21 protein-coding genes are annotated in these 19,184 nt (G+C 69.8%); 9 read left to right on the top strand and 12 right to left on the bottom strand.

Features of this window, described 5'->3' with window-relative positions; translation table 11 throughout:
* Positions 1-47: 47 nt before the first annotated feature.
* Both AB5J62_RS38390 and AB5J62_RS38385 read right to left on the bottom strand, forming a co-directional pair.
* On the bottom strand, positions 48-806 hold the full coding sequence (locus AB5J62_RS38390) for an isocitrate lyase/phosphoenolpyruvate mutase family protein (protein ID WP_370944941.1): 759 nt from the start codon (positions 804-806) through the stop codon (positions 48-50).
* Positions 806-1,102, bottom strand: coding sequence for a putative quinol monooxygenase (locus AB5J62_RS38385; RefSeq protein WP_370944940.1), 297 nt, complete (start codon positions 1,100-1,102; stop codon positions 806-808). The genes AB5J62_RS38390 and AB5J62_RS38385 overlap by 1 nt, the downstream gene beginning before the upstream one ends.
* A 133-nt stretch (positions 1,103-1,235) precedes the next feature.
* On the opposite strand from AB5J62_RS38385, the gene AB5J62_RS38380 reads away from it, so the two are divergent.
* On the top strand, positions 1,236-2,423 hold the full coding sequence (locus tag AB5J62_RS38380; protein ID WP_370944939.1) for an AlkA N-terminal domain-containing protein: 1,188 nt from the start codon (positions 1,236-1,238) through the stop codon (positions 2,421-2,423).
* 45 nt (positions 2,424-2,468) lie between these two features.
* On the opposite strand, the gene AB5J62_RS38375 is transcribed toward AB5J62_RS38380, so the two are convergent.
* Both AB5J62_RS38375 and AB5J62_RS38370 read right to left on the bottom strand, forming a co-directional pair.
* Positions 2,469-3,434: a R2-like ligand-binding oxidase gene (locus AB5J62_RS38375; protein WP_370944938.1), complete on the bottom strand. Its 966-nt coding sequence runs from the start codon at positions 3,432-3,434 to the stop codon at positions 2,469-2,471.
* A 10-nt stretch (positions 3,435-3,444) separates the two neighbouring features.
* Positions 3,445-4,035 carry a TetR family transcriptional regulator gene (locus AB5J62_RS38370; protein ID WP_370944937.1) on the bottom strand — a complete coding sequence of 197 codons (591 nt, stop codon included), beginning with the start codon at positions 4,033-4,035 and terminating at the stop codon, positions 3,445-3,447.
* 82 nt (positions 4,036-4,117) lie between these two features.
* On the opposite strand from AB5J62_RS38370, the gene AB5J62_RS38365 reads away from it, so the two are divergent.
* A complete protein-coding gene (locus AB5J62_RS38365) occupies positions 4,118-4,738 on the top strand; it encodes an HAD family hydrolase (protein ID WP_370944936.1) in 621 nt (206 codons plus the stop codon).
* Here the strand turns inward: AB5J62_RS38365 and AB5J62_RS38360 are convergent.
* On the bottom strand, positions 4,709-4,909 hold the full coding sequence (locus AB5J62_RS38360) for a hypothetical protein (RefSeq protein WP_091288063.1): 201 nt from the start codon (positions 4,907-4,909) through the stop codon (positions 4,709-4,711). The two genes, AB5J62_RS38365 and AB5J62_RS38360, sit on opposite strands and share 30 nt — an antisense overlap.
* Positions 4,910-5,037: 128 nt before the next feature.
* Between AB5J62_RS38360 and AB5J62_RS38355 the strand changes: the two genes are divergently transcribed.
* Positions 5,038-5,424: a cold-shock protein gene (locus AB5J62_RS38355; RefSeq protein WP_091288062.1), complete on the top strand. Its 387-nt coding sequence runs from the start codon at positions 5,038-5,040 to the stop codon at positions 5,422-5,424.
* Here AB5J62_RS38355 and AB5J62_RS38350 read toward each other — a convergent pair.
* The 3 genes from AB5J62_RS38350 to AB5J62_RS38340 all read right to left on the bottom strand — a co-directional run bounded on the left by AB5J62_RS38350 (position 5,421) and on the right by AB5J62_RS38340 (position 8,587).
* Positions 5,421-5,915, bottom strand: coding sequence for a DUF2771 family protein (locus AB5J62_RS38350; RefSeq protein ID WP_370944935.1), 495 nt, complete (start codon positions 5,913-5,915; stop codon positions 5,421-5,423). The two genes, AB5J62_RS38355 and AB5J62_RS38350, sit on opposite strands and share 4 nt — an antisense overlap.
* An 11-nt stretch (positions 5,916-5,926) precedes the next feature.
* The gene (locus AB5J62_RS38345; protein ID WP_370944934.1) at positions 5,927-7,762 is read right to left on the bottom strand and encodes an MFS transporter; all 1,836 of its coding nucleotides are present in this window, start codon (positions 7,760-7,762) and stop codon (positions 5,927-5,929) included.
* 63 nt (positions 7,763-7,825) lie between these two features.
* Complete coding sequence (locus tag AB5J62_RS38340; RefSeq protein WP_370944933.1) at positions 7,826-8,587, bottom strand: glutaminyl-peptide cyclotransferase; 762 nt, start codon at positions 8,585-8,587, stop codon at positions 7,826-7,828.
* A 50-nt stretch (positions 8,588-8,637) separates the two neighbouring features.
* Between AB5J62_RS38340 and AB5J62_RS38335 the strand changes: the two genes are divergently transcribed.
* Together AB5J62_RS38335 and AB5J62_RS38330 are read left to right on the top strand one after the other, a co-directional pair.
* Positions 8,638-9,414 (top strand): DUF3027 domain-containing protein, encoded by a 777-nt coding sequence (locus AB5J62_RS38335; protein ID WP_370944932.1) that lies wholly within the window; start codon positions 8,638-8,640, stop codon positions 9,412-9,414.
* A gap of 107 nt (positions 9,415-9,521) precedes the next feature.
* On the top strand, positions 9,522-12,293 hold the full coding sequence (locus AB5J62_RS38330) for a sacsin N-terminal ATP-binding-like domain-containing protein (protein ID WP_370944931.1): 2,772 nt from the start codon (positions 9,522-9,524) through the stop codon (positions 12,291-12,293).
* An 87-nt stretch (positions 12,294-12,380) separates the two neighbouring features.
* Here AB5J62_RS38330 and AB5J62_RS38325 read toward each other — a convergent pair whose 3' ends face one another.
* A complete protein-coding gene (locus tag AB5J62_RS38325; protein WP_370950450.1) occupies positions 12,381-12,608 on the bottom strand; it encodes a DUF2530 domain-containing protein in 228 nt (75 codons plus the stop codon).
* Between the two features lie 67 nt (positions 12,609-12,675).
* Between AB5J62_RS38325 and AB5J62_RS38320 the strand changes: the two genes are divergently transcribed.
* Positions 12,676-14,118, top strand: coding sequence for an NCS2 family permease (locus AB5J62_RS38320; protein WP_370944930.1), 1,443 nt, complete (start codon positions 12,676-12,678; stop codon positions 14,116-14,118).
* A gap of 239 nt (positions 14,119-14,357) precedes the next feature.
* Here the strand turns inward: AB5J62_RS38320 and AB5J62_RS38315 are convergent, their stop codons facing one another.
* A complete protein-coding gene (locus tag AB5J62_RS38315) occupies positions 14,358-14,876 on the bottom strand; it encodes an NYN domain-containing protein (protein WP_370944929.1) in 519 nt (172 codons plus the stop codon).
* A gap of 99 nt (positions 14,877-14,975) precedes the next feature.
* On the opposite strand from AB5J62_RS38315, the gene AB5J62_RS38310 reads away from it, so the two are divergent.
* The 3 genes from AB5J62_RS38310 (at position 14,976) to AB5J62_RS38300 (ending at position 17,409) form a co-directional block, all read left to right on the top strand.
* A complete protein-coding gene (locus AB5J62_RS38310) occupies positions 14,976-15,407 on the top strand; it encodes a MarR family winged helix-turn-helix transcriptional regulator (protein WP_370944928.1) in 432 nt (143 codons plus the stop codon).
* A 101-nt stretch (positions 15,408-15,508) separates the two neighbouring features.
* On the top strand, positions 15,509-16,759 hold the full coding sequence (locus tag AB5J62_RS38305; protein ID WP_370944927.1) for an MFS transporter: 1,251 nt from the start codon (positions 15,509-15,511) through the stop codon (positions 16,757-16,759).
* 68 nt (positions 16,760-16,827) lie between these two features.
* Entirely contained in the window at positions 16,828-17,409 is a 582-nt protein-coding gene (locus tag AB5J62_RS38300) for a dihydrofolate reductase family protein (protein ID WP_370944926.1), read from the top strand.
* 140 nt (positions 17,410-17,549) lie between these two features.
* Here the strand turns inward: AB5J62_RS38300 and AB5J62_RS38295 are convergent, their stop codons facing one another.
* Positions 17,550-18,317 carry an arylamine N-acetyltransferase gene (locus AB5J62_RS38295; protein WP_370944925.1) on the bottom strand — a complete coding sequence of 256 codons (768 nt, stop codon included), beginning with the start codon at positions 18,315-18,317 and terminating at the stop codon, positions 17,550-17,552.
* Positions 18,318-18,391: 74 nt separating this feature from the next.
* Complete coding sequence (locus AB5J62_RS38290; RefSeq protein ID WP_091288052.1) at positions 18,392-19,015, bottom strand: superoxide dismutase; 624 nt, start codon at positions 19,013-19,015, stop codon at positions 18,392-18,394.
* Positions 19,016-19,184: the final 169 nt, after the last annotated feature.

The raw sequence follows: 19,184 nt of genomic DNA, 5'->3' as shown, positions 1-19,184 counted from the left end.
GAGTGTTTTCGCCGGTTAGAACCGGCCGTACCACTCACGACCCCCGGCTACCCGAGCAGCCGGTTCATCGCGTCGTAGGGGAAGCCTTCGCGAGTCGCGGGGTAGGTGCCCGCCTTGAGCAGCTCGGTGGTCGCGCGGGCGGCGAGGCCGTAGGCGGCCTGGGCGATCGCCGAGCCGAGGCTGATCCGGACCACACCCGCCGCGGTCAGTTCGGCGACCGTGGGAGCGCCGTACTGGACCATCACCGCGAGCGGCAGCGGGCCGTTCGCGAGTTCGGTGATGGCGCCGAGGTCGGTCAGGCCGGGCACGAACAGGCTGTCCGCGCCTGCCTCGGCATAACGCTCGGCCCTGGCGAGTGCTTCGTCGACCGAGCCGGGCCCTGCCAGGAACAGGTCCGTGCGGGCGTTGAGCCAGATCGCGTCGCCGAGCTCGTCCGCCGCCGCGCGGGCGGCGGACAGGCGGTCGGCCTGCTCGGCGGGCTCACGGGTGCCGTCTTCCAGGTTGACGCCGGAGGCGCCCGCTTCGATCACCGCCGTCGTCGTGGCCGCGACGTCGGCGTACCCGCCCTCGATGTCCGCCGAAACGGGCACGCCCACGGCCGACACGATGCGCCCGACGACCTCGGCCACGCGGTCGGCGCCCAGGTCGGCGCCGTCCGGCACACCCAGCGACCACGCGACACCGGCGCTGGTGGTGGCGATCGCGGCGGCCCCGGCGTCGGCGATCACGACGGCCGACGCGACGTCCCACGCGTTGGGCAGCAGCAGCGGGGCGCCCGCCCGGTGCAGCGCGGAAAAGGCCTGCATCAGAGCTCGACGAGCAGTTCGTGGTCGAGCTCGACGAACTCGACGATCGTGTCGGCGAACCGCCCCGCGATCAGGCTCCGGTAGGCCTCGGAACCAGTGTGCGCGTCGTAGGCGGCTTGGTCGGCGAAGTGCTCGACGAACAGCAGGTAGTCGGGCTTGGCCGGGTCGCGGTAGACGCGGAACGACAACGTGCCCGCCTCGGCGCCGGGGCCTCGAGGCGCGAACTCGGCCACGATGGCCTCGGCTTCTGCCTGCTTGCCGTCCTTGAGATGGATGGGGAAAACCTTGGTGAGCAAAGGAAACTCCTCGTTTCGTCGGTGACGGGGACAAGCTTCGCCGACCGGCGGTGCGGTGTCCGGTCATATCCGGACACGCGCCGATGTCCGGATATGACCGGTGCCCGCGCCCCCGATCGCGTATACCTGAGCGGTGACCACGTATTCCGCCGTTCTCACCACCGGCATCTACTGCCGGCCGGGGTGCGGCGCGAAGCCGTTACCGCGCAACAACATCACCTTCGAGCACGCGGCCGCGGCCGAGGCGGCGGGCTTCCGCGCCTGCCTGCGGTGCCGCCCGTACCGGGTGGCGGGCCCGGTCGGCTCGGACGCGCCCGCGCTGGTGTGCCGGGCGGTCCAGCTGATCATCGGCGGCGCGCTCGACCACGACGGCACCGAGTCCGCGCTCGCCGAGCGGGTCGGGCTGTCCGCACGGCACCTGCGGCGGCTTTTCCTGCACCACCTGGGCGCGAGCCCGGACCAGCTCGCCCGGTCACGGCGCGCGCATTTCGCCAGGCGCCTGCTCGACGACAGCGACCTGACCGTGCTGGACGTGGCGTTCGCGTCGGGCTTCGGGAGCCTGCGGCAGTTCAACCGGACCATGCGGGAGGTCTTCCGCGCCGCGCCGACCGATCTGCGTGAGCGCAGGCGCCGCGCCGACCGCCTCGTCGCCGACGGCGGGCTCGCGCTGCGCCTGCCGTTCCTGCCGGGCTACGACTGGACGGCGATGCTCGGACTGCTGGCCCGCTGGGCGATCCCCGGCGTCGAGTCCGTCGAGGACGGCACCTATCGGCGGACGATCACGGTCAACGACGCGCCGGGGCTGCTGGAGATCTCCGCGGGCGGCCCGGATCATCTGCTGCTGCGCGCGCACCTGCCGTACTGGGAGGACCTGATCCACGTGGTCGACAGGGCCGCCCGGATCGTCGGCCTCGACGCCGACCACTCGGCGGGCGCCGCCGCGTTGAGCGTGGATCCGACGCTGGGACCACTGGTCCGCGCGCGGCCCGGACTGTCCGTGCCGGGAGCGTGGAGCGGCTACGAGATCGCGACGCAGGTCGTGCTGGGCGACGACTTGGCGGAGTTCGTCGCGCGCGGTACGCCGGTGCCCGGCCTTCCCGGCGGGCTCACGCGCACTTTCCCGCCGCCCGAAGGGGAACTGGCCTCGGTCGACCACGGGTCCACTGTGGACGAAATCGCCGCGCTGCCCGGTGTCGGCCCGGAGCGGGCGAACCGCATCGCCTACCGGCTCGGGTGCCGCACGGCGTTCCCGCTCGACGGGCCGTCGGCGAGGTGGCACCCCTGGCAAGCACTGGCGGCCACCCACCTCCTGGTGTCGTGAGTGGTACAGCCGGTTCTAACCGGCCATACCACTCACGACCCTGGGTCACGAGGTCTTGGCGGCTTCGGCGAAGGCTCGGGCGTCCTCCTCGCCGAAGGTCTCCTCCAGGTGCTCCGGCGAGTAGTCGAGGTCGATCTTCTCGACCGGCATGCCGCGCGCCGACTCGATGGCGCCGAGGCGGCGCTGCGCGCGGTCGGCCGCGTACTGGATCAGCTCCTGGGCGTCGTTGTCGAAGGGCTGCTCGTCGAACTGGTCGTCGGTCCACTGGATCATCGCCAGCGCGATCGGCAGCAGCTCGCCCATGCGCTGGTGCACGGCCTCCCACATCGTGTCGTCGGCGGCGACGTGGCGGCGGCAGGTGAAGGTGCCCCATGCCATGTGGCGGCGCTCGTCGTCGCCGATGCGGCGGACCAGTTCCTGCATGCCGGGCAGGATGTTCTGCTCGGTGCAGATCTTCTGCCAGGCGTAGTAACCGGTCAGCGCCAGGCTGCCTTCGACGACGTGGTTGTACGTCACCGACGCGCGGATCTGGTTGAGGGGGCTGGGATCCGACTCGAGCAGGCCGAGCGACTCCGGCAGCTCTTCGTAGAAAAGCTTGCGGTAGTGGGGATTTTCGGCGACGTACGGGTGCAGGTCCTCGGTCAGGCCGACGGCGTCCATCCACAGCCGGAACACCTGGACGTGCTTCGCCTCCTCGAAGGCGAACTGGGTCAGGTACATCTCGTCGCCGAAGCGGCCGGTCGCGGACATGGCCTTCATGAACGGCTGGATGTCCTCGGTGACGGCTTCCTCGCCGGCGATGAACTGCGCGACCAGGTAGCGCACTGAGCGCTGCTGCTCCGAGGTCAGCGAGTCCAAGCCTTCGCGGTCGTGGGAGAAGTCGATGTCGGCCGGGTTCCAGAACTTCTTGTTGCCCTTGGAAAACAGCCGCAGCGGGAACGACTCCCAGTTGAGGCCGCCGCGCTGCAATGAGCTGAAGCCGGTGCGCCGCTCGGACAGGATTTCGGTCATGGCAGGCCTTTCACTTCGTCGTGAACGCGTGGACAGCCGGTGTGATGACGGCGCACACCGACTCGGCCGCTTCGGCGGCGGAATGCGTCTGGAGCACGAGATGGCTCAGCGACAGGCGGACGACCGTCTCCGCCAGCAGCGCCGCCGCCCCTGGGGCGAGCGAGGGCTCGAACTCGACGTACTGCTGCTCGGCCAGCGCGACGGCCGCCGACAGCACCGGCTCGCCCTTGGTGGTCAGCAGCGGGAGCAGGTCCTCCCCGGTGCCGAGCGCCGCCGCGACCAGCTTGTTCTCCCGCGCGTGTTCGATGGTGAACCGCACGGCCAGCCCGATGGCGGTGATCAGGTCGTCCGCGTTCTCCACGCGCCGTTTGATCCCCTCGAGGAACTCGGACGTCGTGCGCAGCGCGACCGCCCGCGTCAGCGAGGCCTTGTTGCCGAACTCGTTGTAGACGGTCTGGCGGCTGACACCCACCCGCGCGGCCACGTCCGCCATGCGCAGCGCGGCGTAGCCCTTCTCCGGCAGCAGCTCGGTCGCCGCGTCCAGCAGGGCCTCACGCAGAGAGGCTTTGGTCCGCTCGGTGAAGCTGGTGATCTCCGCCACATCTCCAGCTTGACACTCATTCGAAATATGTCAAGGCCGTTGACGTTCTCAGGAAGTCTGTACAACGGCTAACGTGGCAGTCATGGGGATTACCGTGGGCTTCGACCTGGACATGACGCTGATCGACCCGAGACCGGGCATGAGCGCGGTGATGTACGCGCTCGGCGCCGAACGCGGCGTCGAGATCGACGGCGATCACTTCGCCGCCAACCTCGGGCCGCCACTGCAGCACGTGCTGCGCGATTCGGGCGCGCCGGAGGACCGGATCGACGAGCTGGTCGACCGGTTCCGCGAGATGTATCCCGACATCGTCGTGCCGCAGACGGTCGCGCTGCCCGGCGCGGCCGAGGCGCTCAAGGCCGTCCGCGCGGCGGGCGGGCGCACGCTGGTCGTCACCGGGAAGTTCGGCCGCAACGCCTGGCTGCACGTCAAGGCGCTCGGGTTCGAAGTGGACGAGCTCGTCGGCGAACTCTGGTCGACGGAGAAGGCCGCCGCGCTCACCGAACACGGGGCCGTCGCCTATGTGGGTGACCACGTGGGGGACATGCGCGGCGCGCTGACCGCGGGCATCCCCGGCATCGCCGTCGTCAGTGGACCGTGCTCGCGTGCCGAGCTCCAAGCGGCGGGTGCCGACGTGGTGTTCGACACCCTCGACGAGTTCCCCGCCTGGTTCTCAAGCTTTGCGGCGAGCCTCCCGCACTAACGCGATAAGCCCAAGTCCCAGGCCCAGCGGGGTGATGACACCCGCGGCCGCGCTCAACCAGATCGGCAGGTTCTGCAGGCCGGCCGCGAACATGATGAAAACGGCGAACACGGCGAGCATGCCGATCGCGAAGAGGCCGATGCCGAGGCGCATCAGGAACGACTTTCCCATGCCGCCGAGGGTAACCGCAGGTATCAGCTTCACCCCACGGTGTGTGGCGAGATAGGCTTATGAGACGCGCGCCCTGGGTACGCCCCGGGGCGCGTTCGTCGTGAACAGAGAAGGAATGGGTGAGGGCAGTGCCGACCGGCAAGGTCAAGTGGTACGACGCGGAGAAGGGATTCGGCTTCGTCACGCAGGATGGTGGCGACGACGTGTACATCCGCAAGGCCGCGCTACCGCAGGGCGTCGAGGGGCTCAAGGCCGGTCAGCGGCTCGAGTTCGGCGTCGCGGACGGCAGGCGCGGCCCGCAGGCGCTGTCGGTGCGCCTGCTCGACCCGCCGCCGTCGGTGGCCGAAGCCAGGCGCCGCCCCGCCGAGGAGCTGCACGGCCTGATCGAGGACATGATCAAGCTGCTCGAGCTCAAGGTGCAGCCGGACCTGCGCCGCAACCGCTACCCGGACCGCAAGTACACCAAGCAGATCGCCGAGATCATGCGCGCGGTCGCGCGGGACATCGATCCCTAAACAGCGGATTCGATCTGCAGTGACCAGAAGGCCCGCATGACCAGCACGGGCGTGCCGTCCTCTTCGACGACCAGCCTGCCCTGATCGACGGCCGGGGCGGGCTGCTGCACCTCGATGCCGAGGATCTGGTCGCCGGGGTTCGGCGTGCTCGCGGTGAACGCGTACTGCTCGTCGCTGCTGAAGTGCTTCTCGATGGCGGGCTGGAGCTCGCCTTTCGAGTTCGCGTAGACGATGACGACGCGCCACGGCGTTGCCGCGATCTCGGCGGGCACCGAGATCTGAACGGGCTTGCCCGGCCGGGCTTTCAAGCTGGCCGGGTTGGCCTGGCTCTGCGTGCAGGTGCCGCTGAAGATGTCGCAGTGCACGGTCGGCTCCGTCCGGATGGTCTTGCCGTCGGCGAAGAACGTCACCTCGGGCTCACCGGGGGCGGAGCAGCCCGTGAGCAGGGCCGCACCGGCCGCAAGAGAAGCCACCATCGCAGAACGCCGCATGGTCGCCAACCCTACGAGTCGCGCCATGGGCGCGGTGCGGGTCCCCCCGGAGCGGCGTGCTGGACCGGCGCCGCGCGCAGCGGCCGGTCGCCGCCGAGCCCGGGGATCAGCGAGGTGCCGCGGTGCACCAGGAAGGTCTGCACCAGGCCGATCGCCAGCAGCAGCGTCAGCACCAGGAAGCCGATCCAGAACGTCGGCGGGAGCAGCAGCCCGACCGCGCCGCCGAAGCACCACGCGAGCTGCAGCACGGTCTCCGAGCGGCCGAACGCCGACGCCCGCGACTCCTCGGGCAGGTCCTCCTGGATGACCGCGTCGAGGCTGATCTTGGCCAGCGCGCTCGCGGTCGCGCCGACGAGACCGACGACGGCCGCGGTCGCGAGTCCCGGCAGGATCGTCGCGAGCAAGGCCGCGCCGAACGCGCCGCCGACGCAACCCAAGATCACCTGATCGGGTTTGCCGAAGGTCATCCGTGAGCCCAGCGCGTTGCCGAGGAACCCGCCGACACCGGCGGCCAGTCCGATCACGCCGAGCAGCAGCAGCTGCATGAACGGGGTCTGGTGCGTCTCCTCCGCCTGCGCCTTGATGGCGAACGCGGAGAACATCATCAGGAACCCGGTCAGCACGCGCACGGAACCGTTGCCCCACAGCGAAAGCACGATCTGGCGGCCCATCGGCTGCCTGCTCTTCTTGCGCTTGCGCTCCGGGTGCGCGCCGAGCACCGCCGGGACCTCGCCCTCGGTCACCTCGACCCACGCCGGGATCCGCATCGACTGCACGGCGGCCGCGACGCAGATCAGCGCGGTGAGCCACAGCGCGCCGGACGAGCCGAAGAGGCTGTTCACCCCGCTGGCGATCGCGCCAGCGCCACCGGCGGCGATCAGACCGAACACGGTCAGCCGCGCGTTGGTCTTGGACAGGGTGATCTCCGGTGGCAGCACGCGTGGCGTGACCGCCGCCTTGAGCACGGTGAACGACTTCGACAGCACCATCATCCCGAGCGCGGCCGGGTACAGGCCCCAGTCGTCGAAGTGCAGCGCCATGATCACGGCCATCAGCGCCTGACCCGCCGACGAGACGCACATCGCGAGCCGCCGTCCGCGCTGGATCTTGTCGAGCGCGGGCCCGATCACGGGCGCGACCAGCGCGAACGGCGCGATGGTGATCAGCAGGTAGAGCGCGACCTTGCCCTTGCTCTCACCGCTGGTCGCGGCGAAGAACAGTGTGTTGGCCAGCGCGATCGCCATGGCGGCGTCGCTGGCGTAGTTGAGCATGACCGCGTACGTCAGCGCGGACAGGCCGGACTTGTCGGCGCCGTCGGCCTTGGTCGCGCGGTGGAAGGCGTCGACCGCCTGCCCGGTCAGCTGGCGGCTGCGCAGCGCCGCGACCCGCGTGACGGTGAGTTTCTTGGGCATCCGGGGCAGCGCGCCGGCGACGGCCTCGGTCCTGTGCGCACTTTGAGCGCTGTTGACCTGCGGTTCTTCGCGAGGTTCGCCCGAGTAGCCGTTGGTGTCGTAGTGGTCGTACATCGGCTCGGTACGCCGCGCCGGATCCGGCGGATACGGGCGCGCGCCCCGCGGCTGGTGGGCGGGCGGCGTCTGCACCGGGACCGCGCCGGTCGGCGCGTCGTCGGCCGTCGGCTGGTACTGACGCGGCGCGTCGTCGTAGAACCGGCTCCTCGGCGGCGCGGGCGCCGGTGGCGGCGGCGGAGCGGGCTGGGCCGCCGCCTGCTGCCACGGCTTGGCCTGCGGGGCGCCCGGCTCCGGGGTCCACTTCCGCTTGCGTTTGCGGCCCGCGCGCCCGCTGCCCGCGCCATCGGCGGGCGGGTGCTGGGAACCGAAACGAGTCACGCTGTCAATCCTGCCTTAGTCCGGCCCGGTACCGCGCGTTTACAAGGGGATACCGGGGTTTATTCAGGGGTTCGGGACGAACCTCACCTCGAACATCTTCGGCCACAGCTTCCCGGTCAGTACAAACCGGTCGGAACCGGGTACCGCCGCGATGCCGTTGAGCACGTCCGAGGTGGTCCGCTCGCCCGCCGTCAGCAGGCCCGAAGCGTCAATGGTGCCGGTGACCTTGGCGGTCGGCAGGTTGAACCGCAGGATCCGGTCGGTCTGCCACACGTTGACGTAGACGTCGTCGCCGACGCACTCGAGCTCGTTGAGCTGGTTCTGGCCGACGCGGACGGTGCCGGTGACGGCGAAGGTCACCGGGTCGCGGAAGGTCAGCGTGTCCGAGCCGTTGCTCATCACCAACCGGTCCTTCTGGTGACACAGGCCCCAGCCCTCGCCCTGGTACGGCACCCGGCGCAGCTCGGCGAGCGTGGCCGTGTCGCGCTCGATGGCGAACCCGTTGCGCCAGGTCAGCTGCCACAGTTTGGGCCCGAGCACGGTGATGCCCTCGCCGAAGATCTCCGGCGCGAGCGCGGCCTTCACCGTGGGCGCCTCGCCGGCCGGGCCTGCCTGCACGATCGACTTCTTCTCCAGCCCGGTGCCCTCGAACAGGGTGTTCCCGGCGAATTCGAGGCCTTCGGTGAACGCCGTGACGTCGTGGGGCAGCACCCTGACGATCTCCGGACGCAGGCGCTGCGGCCCGGTGTCCACACTCGACGCGGGGGTGTTCGCGCAACCACAGAGCGCTATCGCCAGCAACGGCGTGAAGATGAGCTTCCGCACATGCACAGCCTGACATGGAGCGCCCGGCGGCGTGCGGCACAATTGGGCGTATGACCCTGCTGCTGACCCTGGACGACGGATCGTTGCACAGGAAACTGGCCGAAGCCGTCGAGACGGCGCGTGCCGCCGCGCTCGAAGAGGCCGAGGCCGGTCAGGTCGGCGACTACGTCGGGGTCACCCGCGAAGACGCGGTCGCGGTCAGCCACCTCTTCGAGGGCAAGGTGCCTGGTTACCGCGGCTGGCAGTGGTCGGTCACGGTCGCCACGGTCGACGTCGACGACGCGCCGGTCACCGTCAGCGAGGTCGTGCTGATCCCCGGCCCCGACGCGCTGGTCGCCCCGGCCTGGGTGCCGTGGGAGCGCCGCGTGCGCGCCGGCGACCTCGGCGTCGGCGACATCTTCCCGACCGACAAGGATGACCCGCGCCTGGCGCCGGCGTACCTGGCTTCCGACGACCCCGGCATCGAAGAGGTCGCGCTGGAGACCGGGCTCGGCCGGGTGCACGTGCTCTCGCGGTTCGGCCGCGAGGACGCCGCCGCCCGCTGGCGCGGCGGCGAGTACGGACCCCGGTCGGACATGGCGCGCAGCGCGCCTGGCCAGTGCGGGACCTGCGGGTTCTACGTGTCGCTCGCGGGTTCGCTGCGCGGCGCGTTCGGCGTCTGCACGAACGACATCGCGCCCGCGGACGGGCACGTGGTCAACGTCGAGTACGGCTGCGGCGCGCACTCGGAGATCGAGATCGAGGTCACCTCGTCGGTCCCGGTCGCCGAGCTCGTCTACGACGACTCGCTGATCGACGTGCTCGAAGACGACAACGTCGACGCCTGATCTTTTCTCCCGGCAAGCGCCCCCGGCTTCGGGCCGGAGGCGCTCTTGTCGCGCCGTCGATCGGCGGCCGAACATGAATTTCACTCAGGAGGAGTGTCCTCGTGGCGATGGTTGATCCTTTCGGGACGGAAGCGCTGCGCTCCTCGGTGCTGCGCGCGTGGGCCGATTCGCCGACCCGGTTCACCGAGGACACGAACTCCGAGCACGACCTGCGGGTCGGCGGCTACCGCGACCGGCTCTTCGTCGAGCTGGCCCAGAACGCCGCCGACGCGGCGCTGCTCGCCAAGGAACCCGGTGTGCTCCGGGTGTCCCTTGTGGACAATGAGCTGCGCGTCGCCAACACCGGCGCCCCGCTCGACGCGTCCGGTGTCGCCTCGCTGGCGTCGCTGCGCGCGTCCGCGAAGGGCGAGGGCACGGTCGGCCGGTTCGGCGTCGGGTTCGCGGCCGTGCTGACCGTGTCGTCCGAGCCGCGCGTGGTTTCCGCCGGTGGCGGCGTCCGGTTCTCGGAGGCGTTGACGCGCGAGGAGTCGGGGCGCACCGGCGACGTGCCGGTGCTGCGGCTGCCGTGGGCGTTCGAAGCCGTTGTCCCGCAAGGCTTTGACACCGAGGTGCGGTTGCCGCTGCGCGAGGGCGTCGACGGCACGGCGCTGCTCGAAGGCATCGCCGCCGAGGCGCCGGATCTGCTGCTCGCGCTCCCGTGGCTGGCGCGGATCGAGGTCGGCGACCAGGCATGGACCCGGTCGTCCGCCGAGGACGACATCGTCGAGATCGGCTCGCCGGACGGTTCGGTGCGGCGGTGGCTGACCGAGGGCGGCTGGGCCGTCCCGGTCGACGCGGACGGTGTGCCGCAGCCGCTGACCGAGGACGTCCTGTACGCGCCGACCCCGACCGACGAGCGCGTCTCACTGCCCGCGCGCCTGCTGGCGTCGGTGCCGATCGAGCCGTCACGGCGCCGGGTGTTGCCGGGCGCGCGTGCCGTTTTCGAAGCGGCGGCCGGTATTTACCCCGCGCTGGTGAGGAAACTCCCCGCCGAGCACCGGCTGGCGCTGGTGCCTGCCGGTGGCTTCCCGCTGTCCGAAGTGGACGGTCAGCTGCGCGAGCTGGTGCTCGCCGCGCTGAGTTCGTCGGACTGGCTGCCGTCCGCGGCGGGACCCGAGCTTTCCGGCTCCCGCGCCAGGGTGCTGGACGCCGAAGCCCCCGAGCTGGTGTCGCTGCTGGCCGAGGTCGTGCCGGGCCTGTGCGCGCTGTCGGGGCTGCCGGTCGTGCGCGCGCTGGCCGTCGTCGGCTCGGATTCCTTGCCCGTGGCCGAAATCGTCGACCTGCTGACCGGCGTCACCCGGGAACCGTCGTGGTGGCGGTCGGTCTACGACGCGCTGCTGCCGCTGCTGGAGTCGCACGAGGTCACCGCCGACGACCTCGGCGGCCTGCCGGTCCCGCTGTCCGACGGCCGCACGCTGCCGGGCCCGCGCGGCGCGCTGCTGGTCGGCGGCTCGGCCGAGCTGCTCGAGCTGCTGTCCGATGTGGACATCGCGGGACTCCGCCTGGTGCACCCCGAAGCCGCGCACCCGTTGCTGGAACGCTTGGACGCCAAGCACGCCGAAGCCCGCGAACTGCTCGACGCGCCGGAGCTGCTCGAAGCCGTCGAGCGCAGCGTCGAGGACGCGAACGCGGGGCTCGACGGAATGGCGCTGGCCGGCGCGGTGCTGCGGCTGGTCGCGGAGACCTCGGCCGACATCGACTGGCTCGGCGCGCTCGCGTTGCCCTGCGACGACGGCTGGCGCCGCGCCGACGAGCTGGTGCTCCCGACCTCGCCGCTGCTGGAGATCTTCGACCCTGAGGCGTTCGCCGAAGACGGCCCGGTCTCGGTGCTCGACGACGACTTCGCCTCGGACTGGCCAGCCGAGACCCTGTCGGCCGCCGGCGTGCTCGACACCTTCGCGGTCATCTCCGACTCCGACCCGGTCGAGCCCGACCACGACCTCCCCGACGAAGAATCCTGGTGGGACTCGCTCGCCAAGCCGCCAGCCCGCGTGCTCGCGCTGCGCGACCTCGACCTGGTCGGCGACGACGCCTGGCCCGCGGCACTGCGCCTCATCGCCTCGCGCCCGGAAACCTGGCGCGCCTTGATGGAGCCGGACGGCCACACGGCCTGGTGGCTCGCCCGCTACGCACTGCTCGGCGACGAGCCACCCCGCCACTGGCGCCTGCCGAGCGCGTCGGCGCTGGCTGGCCTGTACGACCCGGTCCCCGACGTCGGCCTCCCCGCCGAGCTGCTCGCGGCCGCGGGCGTCCGCGCGTCACTCGGCGGCGACGAGGAAGACCTGCTCGACCGCCTCGGCGACCCGTCCCGCACGATCCCGCCCGGCCTGGTCGTCCACGCGCACGGCGCGTTGACCGGCGAACACGAGCCCGCCCGCATGCGCGCGATGGACGGCTCGGTCGTCGACGCCTTCGACGCGGTCGTGCTGGACGTCCCATGGCCGGTCGCGGTCGTGCCCCGCTCCCGTCTCGTCGGCGTCGTCGACGACCCGGCGGGTTTCGCGTCCCGCCTGGACCTCGCGGTCGCCGGCGACCTCTCGGCCGAGGTCACCTCCGAAGGCGACTACGTGCTCTGGGCCGACCTGGAAGCCGTGACGCTGGCGGCCGAACTGCTCGGCGTGCCCGTGCCCGACGGAGGCCTCCTGCTGCACGAGTCACTGACGGTCTCGTTCGACGGCGCGTCCCACGACGCCTTGTGGTGGAACGACTCCCGCCTCCACGCCGCCGACACCCCGGAAGGCCTGGCGAAAGCGTTCGCGTGGGCCACGGACCGCTGGCCGGAGCGCCACGTCGTCCTCGCCCTGATCAACGAACCCGACGCCACCACGCTCCTCGCCTGAAGGGCTCGTGAGCGTTGCGGGCGGTTCTAACCGCCCGGAACGCTCACGACCCCCGCTGACCAGCGCGCATGGGATTTTTGGCCAGGCTCAGAGGCGCTGGGCCGACTTCGAGCCGCGGCGGGCGGCGGAGCGCTGCCACCAGATGATGCCCAGTCCGATGAAGCCGAGCACGATGCCCGCGAACGACGTCCACACCCAGACGCCGTCGGACACCAGGAACAACACCACCAGCGCGACCGTCCAGATCGCGGTGCCTACGATCACCACCGGCGTCAGGTCGGTCAGCCTTTTGGGCAGTTCCGGGGTCGGGCGCAACGAGGAGTTGTTCGATTCGGCCACGTGGGGCAGGGTACCTGCCGTCGGGCGAAGGGCAGGGTTTGCGATGGTGTCCACACTGGACCGTTTCTTCAAGATCACGGAGCGTGGCTCGACGCCCGCGCGGGAGATCCGCGGCGGCGTGATCACCTTCGTCACGATGGCCTACATCGTCGTGCTGAACCCGCTGATCATCGGCAGCTTCGCGCCGGACGACGCGGCCGCGCACAAGGACGTGCTCGGCGGGATCCTGCCGGTGCCGCAGGTCGCGGCCGTGACGGCGCTGGTCGCCGGCGTGCTGACCATCCTGATGGGACTCGTCGCGAACTACCCGTTCGCCATCGCCACCGGCCTGGGCATCAACAGCCTGGTCGCGGTCACCATGGCGCCGAAGATGACCTGGCCGGAGGCGATGGGCCTGGTCGTCATCGAGGGCCTGATCATCGTGGCGCTGGTGTTCACCGGCTTCCGCACGGCCGTGTTCCGCGCGGTGCCCGCGCCGCTGAAGTCGGCGATCGCGGTCGGCATCGGCGTGTTCATCTGCCTGATCGGCCTGGTCGACGCCGGGTTCGTGCGGCGGCTGCCGGACGACGCGCACACCACGGTCCCGGTCGGGCTCGGCATCGGCGGCTCGATCGCGTCGTGGCCGACGGCGGTGTTCGTGGTCGGCCTGCTGGTCACCGGCATCCTGGTGGCGAAGCGGGTCAAGGGCGGCATCCTGATCGGCGTGCTCGTCACGACCGTGCTGGCCATCGTGGTCGAGACGATCGTCAAGGCCGGGCCGTCGAAGGGCACGAACCCCAAGGGCTGGAACCTCGGCTACCCCGCGCTGCCGGACCAGGTGGTCGGCCTGCCCGACCTGTCGCTGGTCGGCGACGTCTCGTTCGGAGCGTGGACGCGGCTGCCGATCATCACCGTGGTCCTGTTCGTCTTCACGCTGGTGCTGGCCGACTTCTTCGACGCCATGGGCACGATGACCGGCCTCGGCAAGGAAGCGGGCCTGGTCGAGAAGGACGGCCAGCTCCCCAACATCGGCAAGGCACTCTTCGTCGAAGGCCTCGCGGGCGCGGCGGGCGGTTTCGGCTCGGCGAGCTCCAACACCGTCTTCGTCGAATCGGCGTCCGGTATCGCCGAGGGCGCGCGCACCGGCCTCGCGAACGTGGTCACCGGCGTGCTCTTCCTGGCCGCGATGTTCTTCACCCCGCTCTACCAGGTCGTACCCGTCGAAGCGGCCGCACCGGCACTGGTCGTCGTCGGCGCGCTGATGATGAGCCAGGTCAAGGACATCGACTTCACGGACTTCTCGATCGCGCTGCCCGCGTTCCTGACGATCGTGGTCATGCCGTTCACGTACTCGATCGCCAACGGCATCGGCGCCGGCTTCATCAGCTACGTCGCGATCCGCTCGATCACCGGCAAGGCCCGCGGCGTGCACCCGCTCATGTGGCTGATCGCGGTGGCCTTCGTGGCCTACTTCGCCGTCGGCCCCATCCAGGAAGCGCTGCGGTAGAAGGGCTCGTGAGCGTTGCGGGCGGTTAGAACCGCCCGCAACGCTCACGACTGGCGTCGCGTGTGCCGCGCAGCCGCCCAGAACCGCCATCGCCGCTGGCGCGGCCCCGGGAAGACCCGCGTTGCGGAGACGTGCCGATCCAAGAGGCTTGCGGTAGAAGGACCGCCAAAAAGAAAACCCAACCCACAAGGGGTTGGGTGGTATATGGCCGTAAGTCTAGCAGGGTTCGGGCCGAGGGATCACCACTCGGTCGGTTTGACGTAGCCCGCCACCGGACCCGTCAGCTGACTCGACTTGACCTGTGCTTCGGTCAGCCTGCCCCACCAATGCCTCCCCACGCCGTCGTCGGGATCACCCTTGAGCCTGCCCGCGGTCTGTGTCGGGCCGGGGTTCACCGTGCCGACGGGCACCCGCAACCGTGCCTGCTGGATCGGGAACTGCAGATCGCTGTCGTTCGAGATGACGATCGCCGCGTCCACGGCGCCTTCAAGGACGTCGAGCAGCAGGTGGGACGCGACGTTGACGTCAGAGCCCTTCTCCTCGCGATAGGCGAACGACACGGTGAACCTGGCGTCGGGGATCCTGGCGGTGCAGTAGACGATCTTGTCGATCCGAGCATCCGGCCAGTAACCCGGGTTGATCAGGCTGTTCGCGAGTGCGCGTATGTCGAGCCAGCGCCAGCCCGCCGTGCCGCGGCCGCACAACCGGCGCATCGAGTAGTACAGGTTGTACCCGTCAACGTAGACACCAACTCGCACCTGGTCACTTAACCATAAGTGACCAGACACTTACTCTGCGGCATAGTGCTTGATGAAGATCACCGGTCCGGCCGATAGTTCGTGAGGTATGCTAACGATATGTCCGACGACGCCCACGAGCGCTCACTGGCGAGCCGCTTGCGGCTGGCCGTCGTCCGGCTCAACCGCAAACTCCGTGCGCAGCGGGCGGGTGAGGGTGTCTCACTGACGCAGATCTCCGCTTTGTCCACTTTGCACAAGTGCGGGGCGCTGACTCCCGGTCAGCTGGCCGCCAAGGAGGGTGTGCAGCCGCCTTCGATGACGAGGGTCATCGCCGCGCTGGAGGAGCGTGGCTATGTCGAGCGGCGTCCGCATCCGACGGACGGCCGTCAGGCCATCGTGGAGGTTTCGGCAGCCGGGCATGCCTATGTGCAGGAGACGATCTCCGCGCGTGAGGCGTGGTTGGACGAAAAGCTAGCGGAACTGAGCGCGGAAGAGAGGGTGACCCTCTCCCGCGCCGCGGAGATCATCGACAGGATGGCGGGGAACTAACCAAGGTGCGGGGCATAACGGGTAGCGAAACGGACAGTCGGCAGACGGCACCCATTCGGAACCCCGCCCCACCTCCATCACCGCCGAAGACGCGCGGCGCGATGTTCTCGTCGCTGCGGATCCGCAACTACCGGCTGTTCTTCACCGGCCAGGTCGTGTCGAACGTCGGCACCTGGATGCAGCGCATCGCGCAGGACTGGCTGGTCTTCAGCCTCAGTGGCCACAATCCGGTCGCGCTGGGCATGGCCGTCGCGCTGCAGTTCACCCCGACGCTGTTCCTCTCGCTCTGGGCGGGCGTGCTCGCGGATCGCGTCGACAAGCGGCGGCTGCTGATCGGGATCCAGGCCGCGGTCGTGCTCCAGGCCACCGTGCTCGGTGTGCTCGACGTGACCGGTCTGGTCCAGCTGTGGCACGTCTACCTGTTGTGCTTCACGTTCGGCTGCACGGGCGCGCTCGAAGTGCCGACCAGGCAGTCCTTCGTGGGCGAGATGGTCGGCCGCGAGCAGATCACCAACGCGGTCGCGCTGAACTCCTCGATCTTCAACACGGCGCGCATCGTCGGCCCGGCCATCGCCGGGTTCACCATCACCTGGGTCGGCACCGGCTGGCTGTTCATCGCGAACGCGGCGAGCACGGTCGCGGTGATCACCGGTTTGGTCATGATGAACCCCGACAAGCTCTTCCGCGGCCCCGCGGTGCCGCGCGAGAAGGGGCAGCTGCGCGAGGGCCTGCGGTACGTGCGGCGGCGGTCGGACCTGATGACCGTGATGGGACTGGTGTTCTTCGTCAGCACCTTCGGCATCACCTACTTCACCTCGCTCGCGGTGGTCGCGGCGAACGTGTTCCACACCCAGGCCGACGGCTACGGCCTGCTGTCGACGCTGCTCGCGGTCGGCACGCTCGCCGGCGCGCTGATGGCGGCGCGGCGCGGGACACGGGGCGGGCCGAGTGTGCGGCTGCTGCTGATCGCCGCGTTCAGCCTCGGCGCGCTGGAGTTCGCCACCGCGTTCATGCCGACCTACCTGGCCTTCGGTATCGCGCTGATCCCGCTCGGGTACGCCACGATCACCTTCCTGAACACCGCCAACGCGCTCGTCCAGACCGCGGTCAGCCCCGAGATGCGTGGCCGGGTGATGGGCATCTACGTGCTGGTGCTGATCGGCGGCAGCCCGCTGGGCGCGCCGATGACCGGCTGGCTGGCCGCCGAGTTCGGCGGCCGGTCCGCGTTCTACGTCGGTGGCGGCATCTCGGCCATCGTGGCGGTGGTGGCGGCGATCATCCTGCTGCGCCGCGGCGGCGTGAAACTGACCGCGCGGCGCTTCGGACGGCAACGCGTGCTGACTCGTCGCTGAGTTCTGTCGATCTGGGCCGACCCAGTTCGTGTAGAGGGCGAAACACCCCTTACGAACTGGAGGAACCCATGATCACCGCAGTAGTCACGGTCTCGCTCGACGGTGTGATGCAGGCGCCGGGCGGCTTCGACGAGGACACCCGCGGCGGATTCGCGCACGGCGGCTGGGCCGCGGCGTACGGCGACGAGGTGATGGCGCGCGAGATGGGCGTCGGCCAGGGCGAGCCGCGTGCGCTGCTGTTCGGGCGGCGGACCTACGAGAACTTCTACGCGGTCTGGCCGAACCGGCCGGAGCCCAACCCGTTCACCCAGGTGCTGAACAAGGCGCCCAAATACGTCGCCTCCACGACGCTGGCCGAGCCGCTGCCGTGGATGAACTCGACCCTCGTCAAGGGTGACGTGCCCGAGGCCGTCGCGCGGCTCAAGGCCGAGAGCGACATGGTCATCCTCGGCAGCGGGGCGCTGGTGCGCTCGCTGCTGCCGCACGACCTGATCGACCAGTTCGTGCTGCTCATTCACCCGCTCGTGCTCGGCTCGGGGGAGCGGCTGTTCGCCCAAGCCGGCCCGCTCGCCAAGTTCGAGCTGGTCAAGAGCGTGCCGACGACCACGGGCGTCATCATCGCGACCTATCGGACTCAGGCGAACGGGTGAGATGTGGATCTCCGCGAACCCGCTCTTGCCTGAGTTGGTGAGGTTAGGCTAACCTCATACACGTCCGCTTCGTGGTGGGAGCGGCAGTCAGTTCGGGAACGGACGGAGCCCCGGGGCCAACGCCTCGGGGCTCCGTTCATTTACGAGAACGTACGCACCCGCGGCGCCTGATCCAGCTCGATCCCGAACTTCGCCCGGTAAGCGTCGAGGATCTCCGCGTCGCCGGACAGTGTGCGCTCCTTGCGCGCACCGTTGACGGTTTCGATCAACTTGTCGCCCGAAAGAGTGACTCGTCCGGTCGGCGTCGGCAGCGAGCACGTCAGGTTCCGCGTGAAGTGCGAATTCGGCGAGGTCGAATGCCACCACGCCATCGGCGCGAACTCGGCCAGCTCGCGCGGCCTCGGCTCGACTCGGTTCGTCGGCGTGCCGTTGTGCAGCACGTCCAGCTCGCCGAATGGCGCCTCGCGCACCTCGAACTCGCCTTCCGGGTCCGCCTGCGCGCCACGGAAGTCCAGTCGCAGCGGATACCGGCAGAACCGGCCGAACCCGACATCGGCCAGCCACGGCTCGTCGAGTTCGACGCGCAGCGCGAGGTGGTCGTACGGCGGCCCGAGCTTGCCTTCGGCGCCGAACACGCGCACGGCGTGCAGCGTCACCTCGAAGCCGAGCTCGCGCAGCAGCCACGCGAACGCGCCGTTGAGCTCGAAACAGAAACCACCACGGCCGCGCCGGACGATCTTGTCGACCAGCGCGGCGGGGTCGAGGTCGATCGGCTCCGGCAGGTGCACGCTCAGGTTCTCGAAGGGCACGCGCAGCAGATGCGCCTCCTGCAGCGTGCGCAGCGCCGCCGCGTCGAGCTTCTCCGGGCGGGTGACGCCGAGTCTCGCCAGGTACGCGTCCACGTCCATGTCGTGTCCTTCCGATGGGCGCAAAAAAGGGCCCCTCCCGGACGGGAAGGGCCCCCTTTGCGATGCGAAGAGCCTCAGCCGAGCAGGAGGCCGTTGCCGCCGGCGACGGCGTTGTCGAACCGCTTGCTGATCTCGGCCCAGTTGAAGATGTTCCAGAGCGCCTCGACGTACTTCGGCTTGACGTTCTTGTAGTCGAGGTAGAAGGCGTGCTCCCAGACGTCGACCAGCAGGATCGGCGTGGTCGGCAGCACCAGGTTGTTGTGGTGGTCGCGCAGCTGCTGGGTGATCAGCGTCTTGCCGATCGGGTCCCAGGACAGCGCGCCCCAGCCGTTGCCCTGGATGGTGGTGGCCACCGCGGTGAACTGCGCCTTGAACTTGTCGAACGAGCCGAACGCCTCGTCGATCGCGGCCGCGAGCTCACCGGTCGGCTTGTCGCCGCCTTCCGGGGACAGGATCTTCCACCACACGACGTGGTTGGCGTGCCCGGCCAGGTGGAACGCCAGCGTGGTCTGCAGGCCGACGATGTCGCCGAAGTTGCCCGCGTCGCGCGCTTCCGCGATCTTGTCGAGGGTGTCGTTCGCGCCCTTGACGTAGGTCGCGTGGTGCTTGCTGTGGTGCAGCTCGTTGATCTCGGCGGAGATGTGCGGCGCGAGGGCGCTGTAGTCGTAGTCGAGATCGGGGAGCTCGTACCGGGCCATTGGCCCTCCTTCATCGTTTCGACACAAGTCTTTCGGTAACGAACCTAGTAGCACTCGCCCATCCGTGGCGACCTGGGGCCGCGCTGTCTTTCAGGCTGGAACGCTCCGGTTCTCCGGCTGGGTGCCCTGGGGCCGATCGCCGTAAACCCAGCCTGCTACCTCGACCTAA

Origin of the sequence: Amycolatopsis sp. cg5 (assembly GCF_041346955.1) — a bacterium.
Classification (GTDB): Bacteria; Actinomycetota; Actinomycetes; order Mycobacteriales; family Pseudonocardiaceae; genus Amycolatopsis.
Note: the sequence above shows the minus strand (reverse complement) of the source record. Positions and strands in the feature narration are given on the sequence as shown.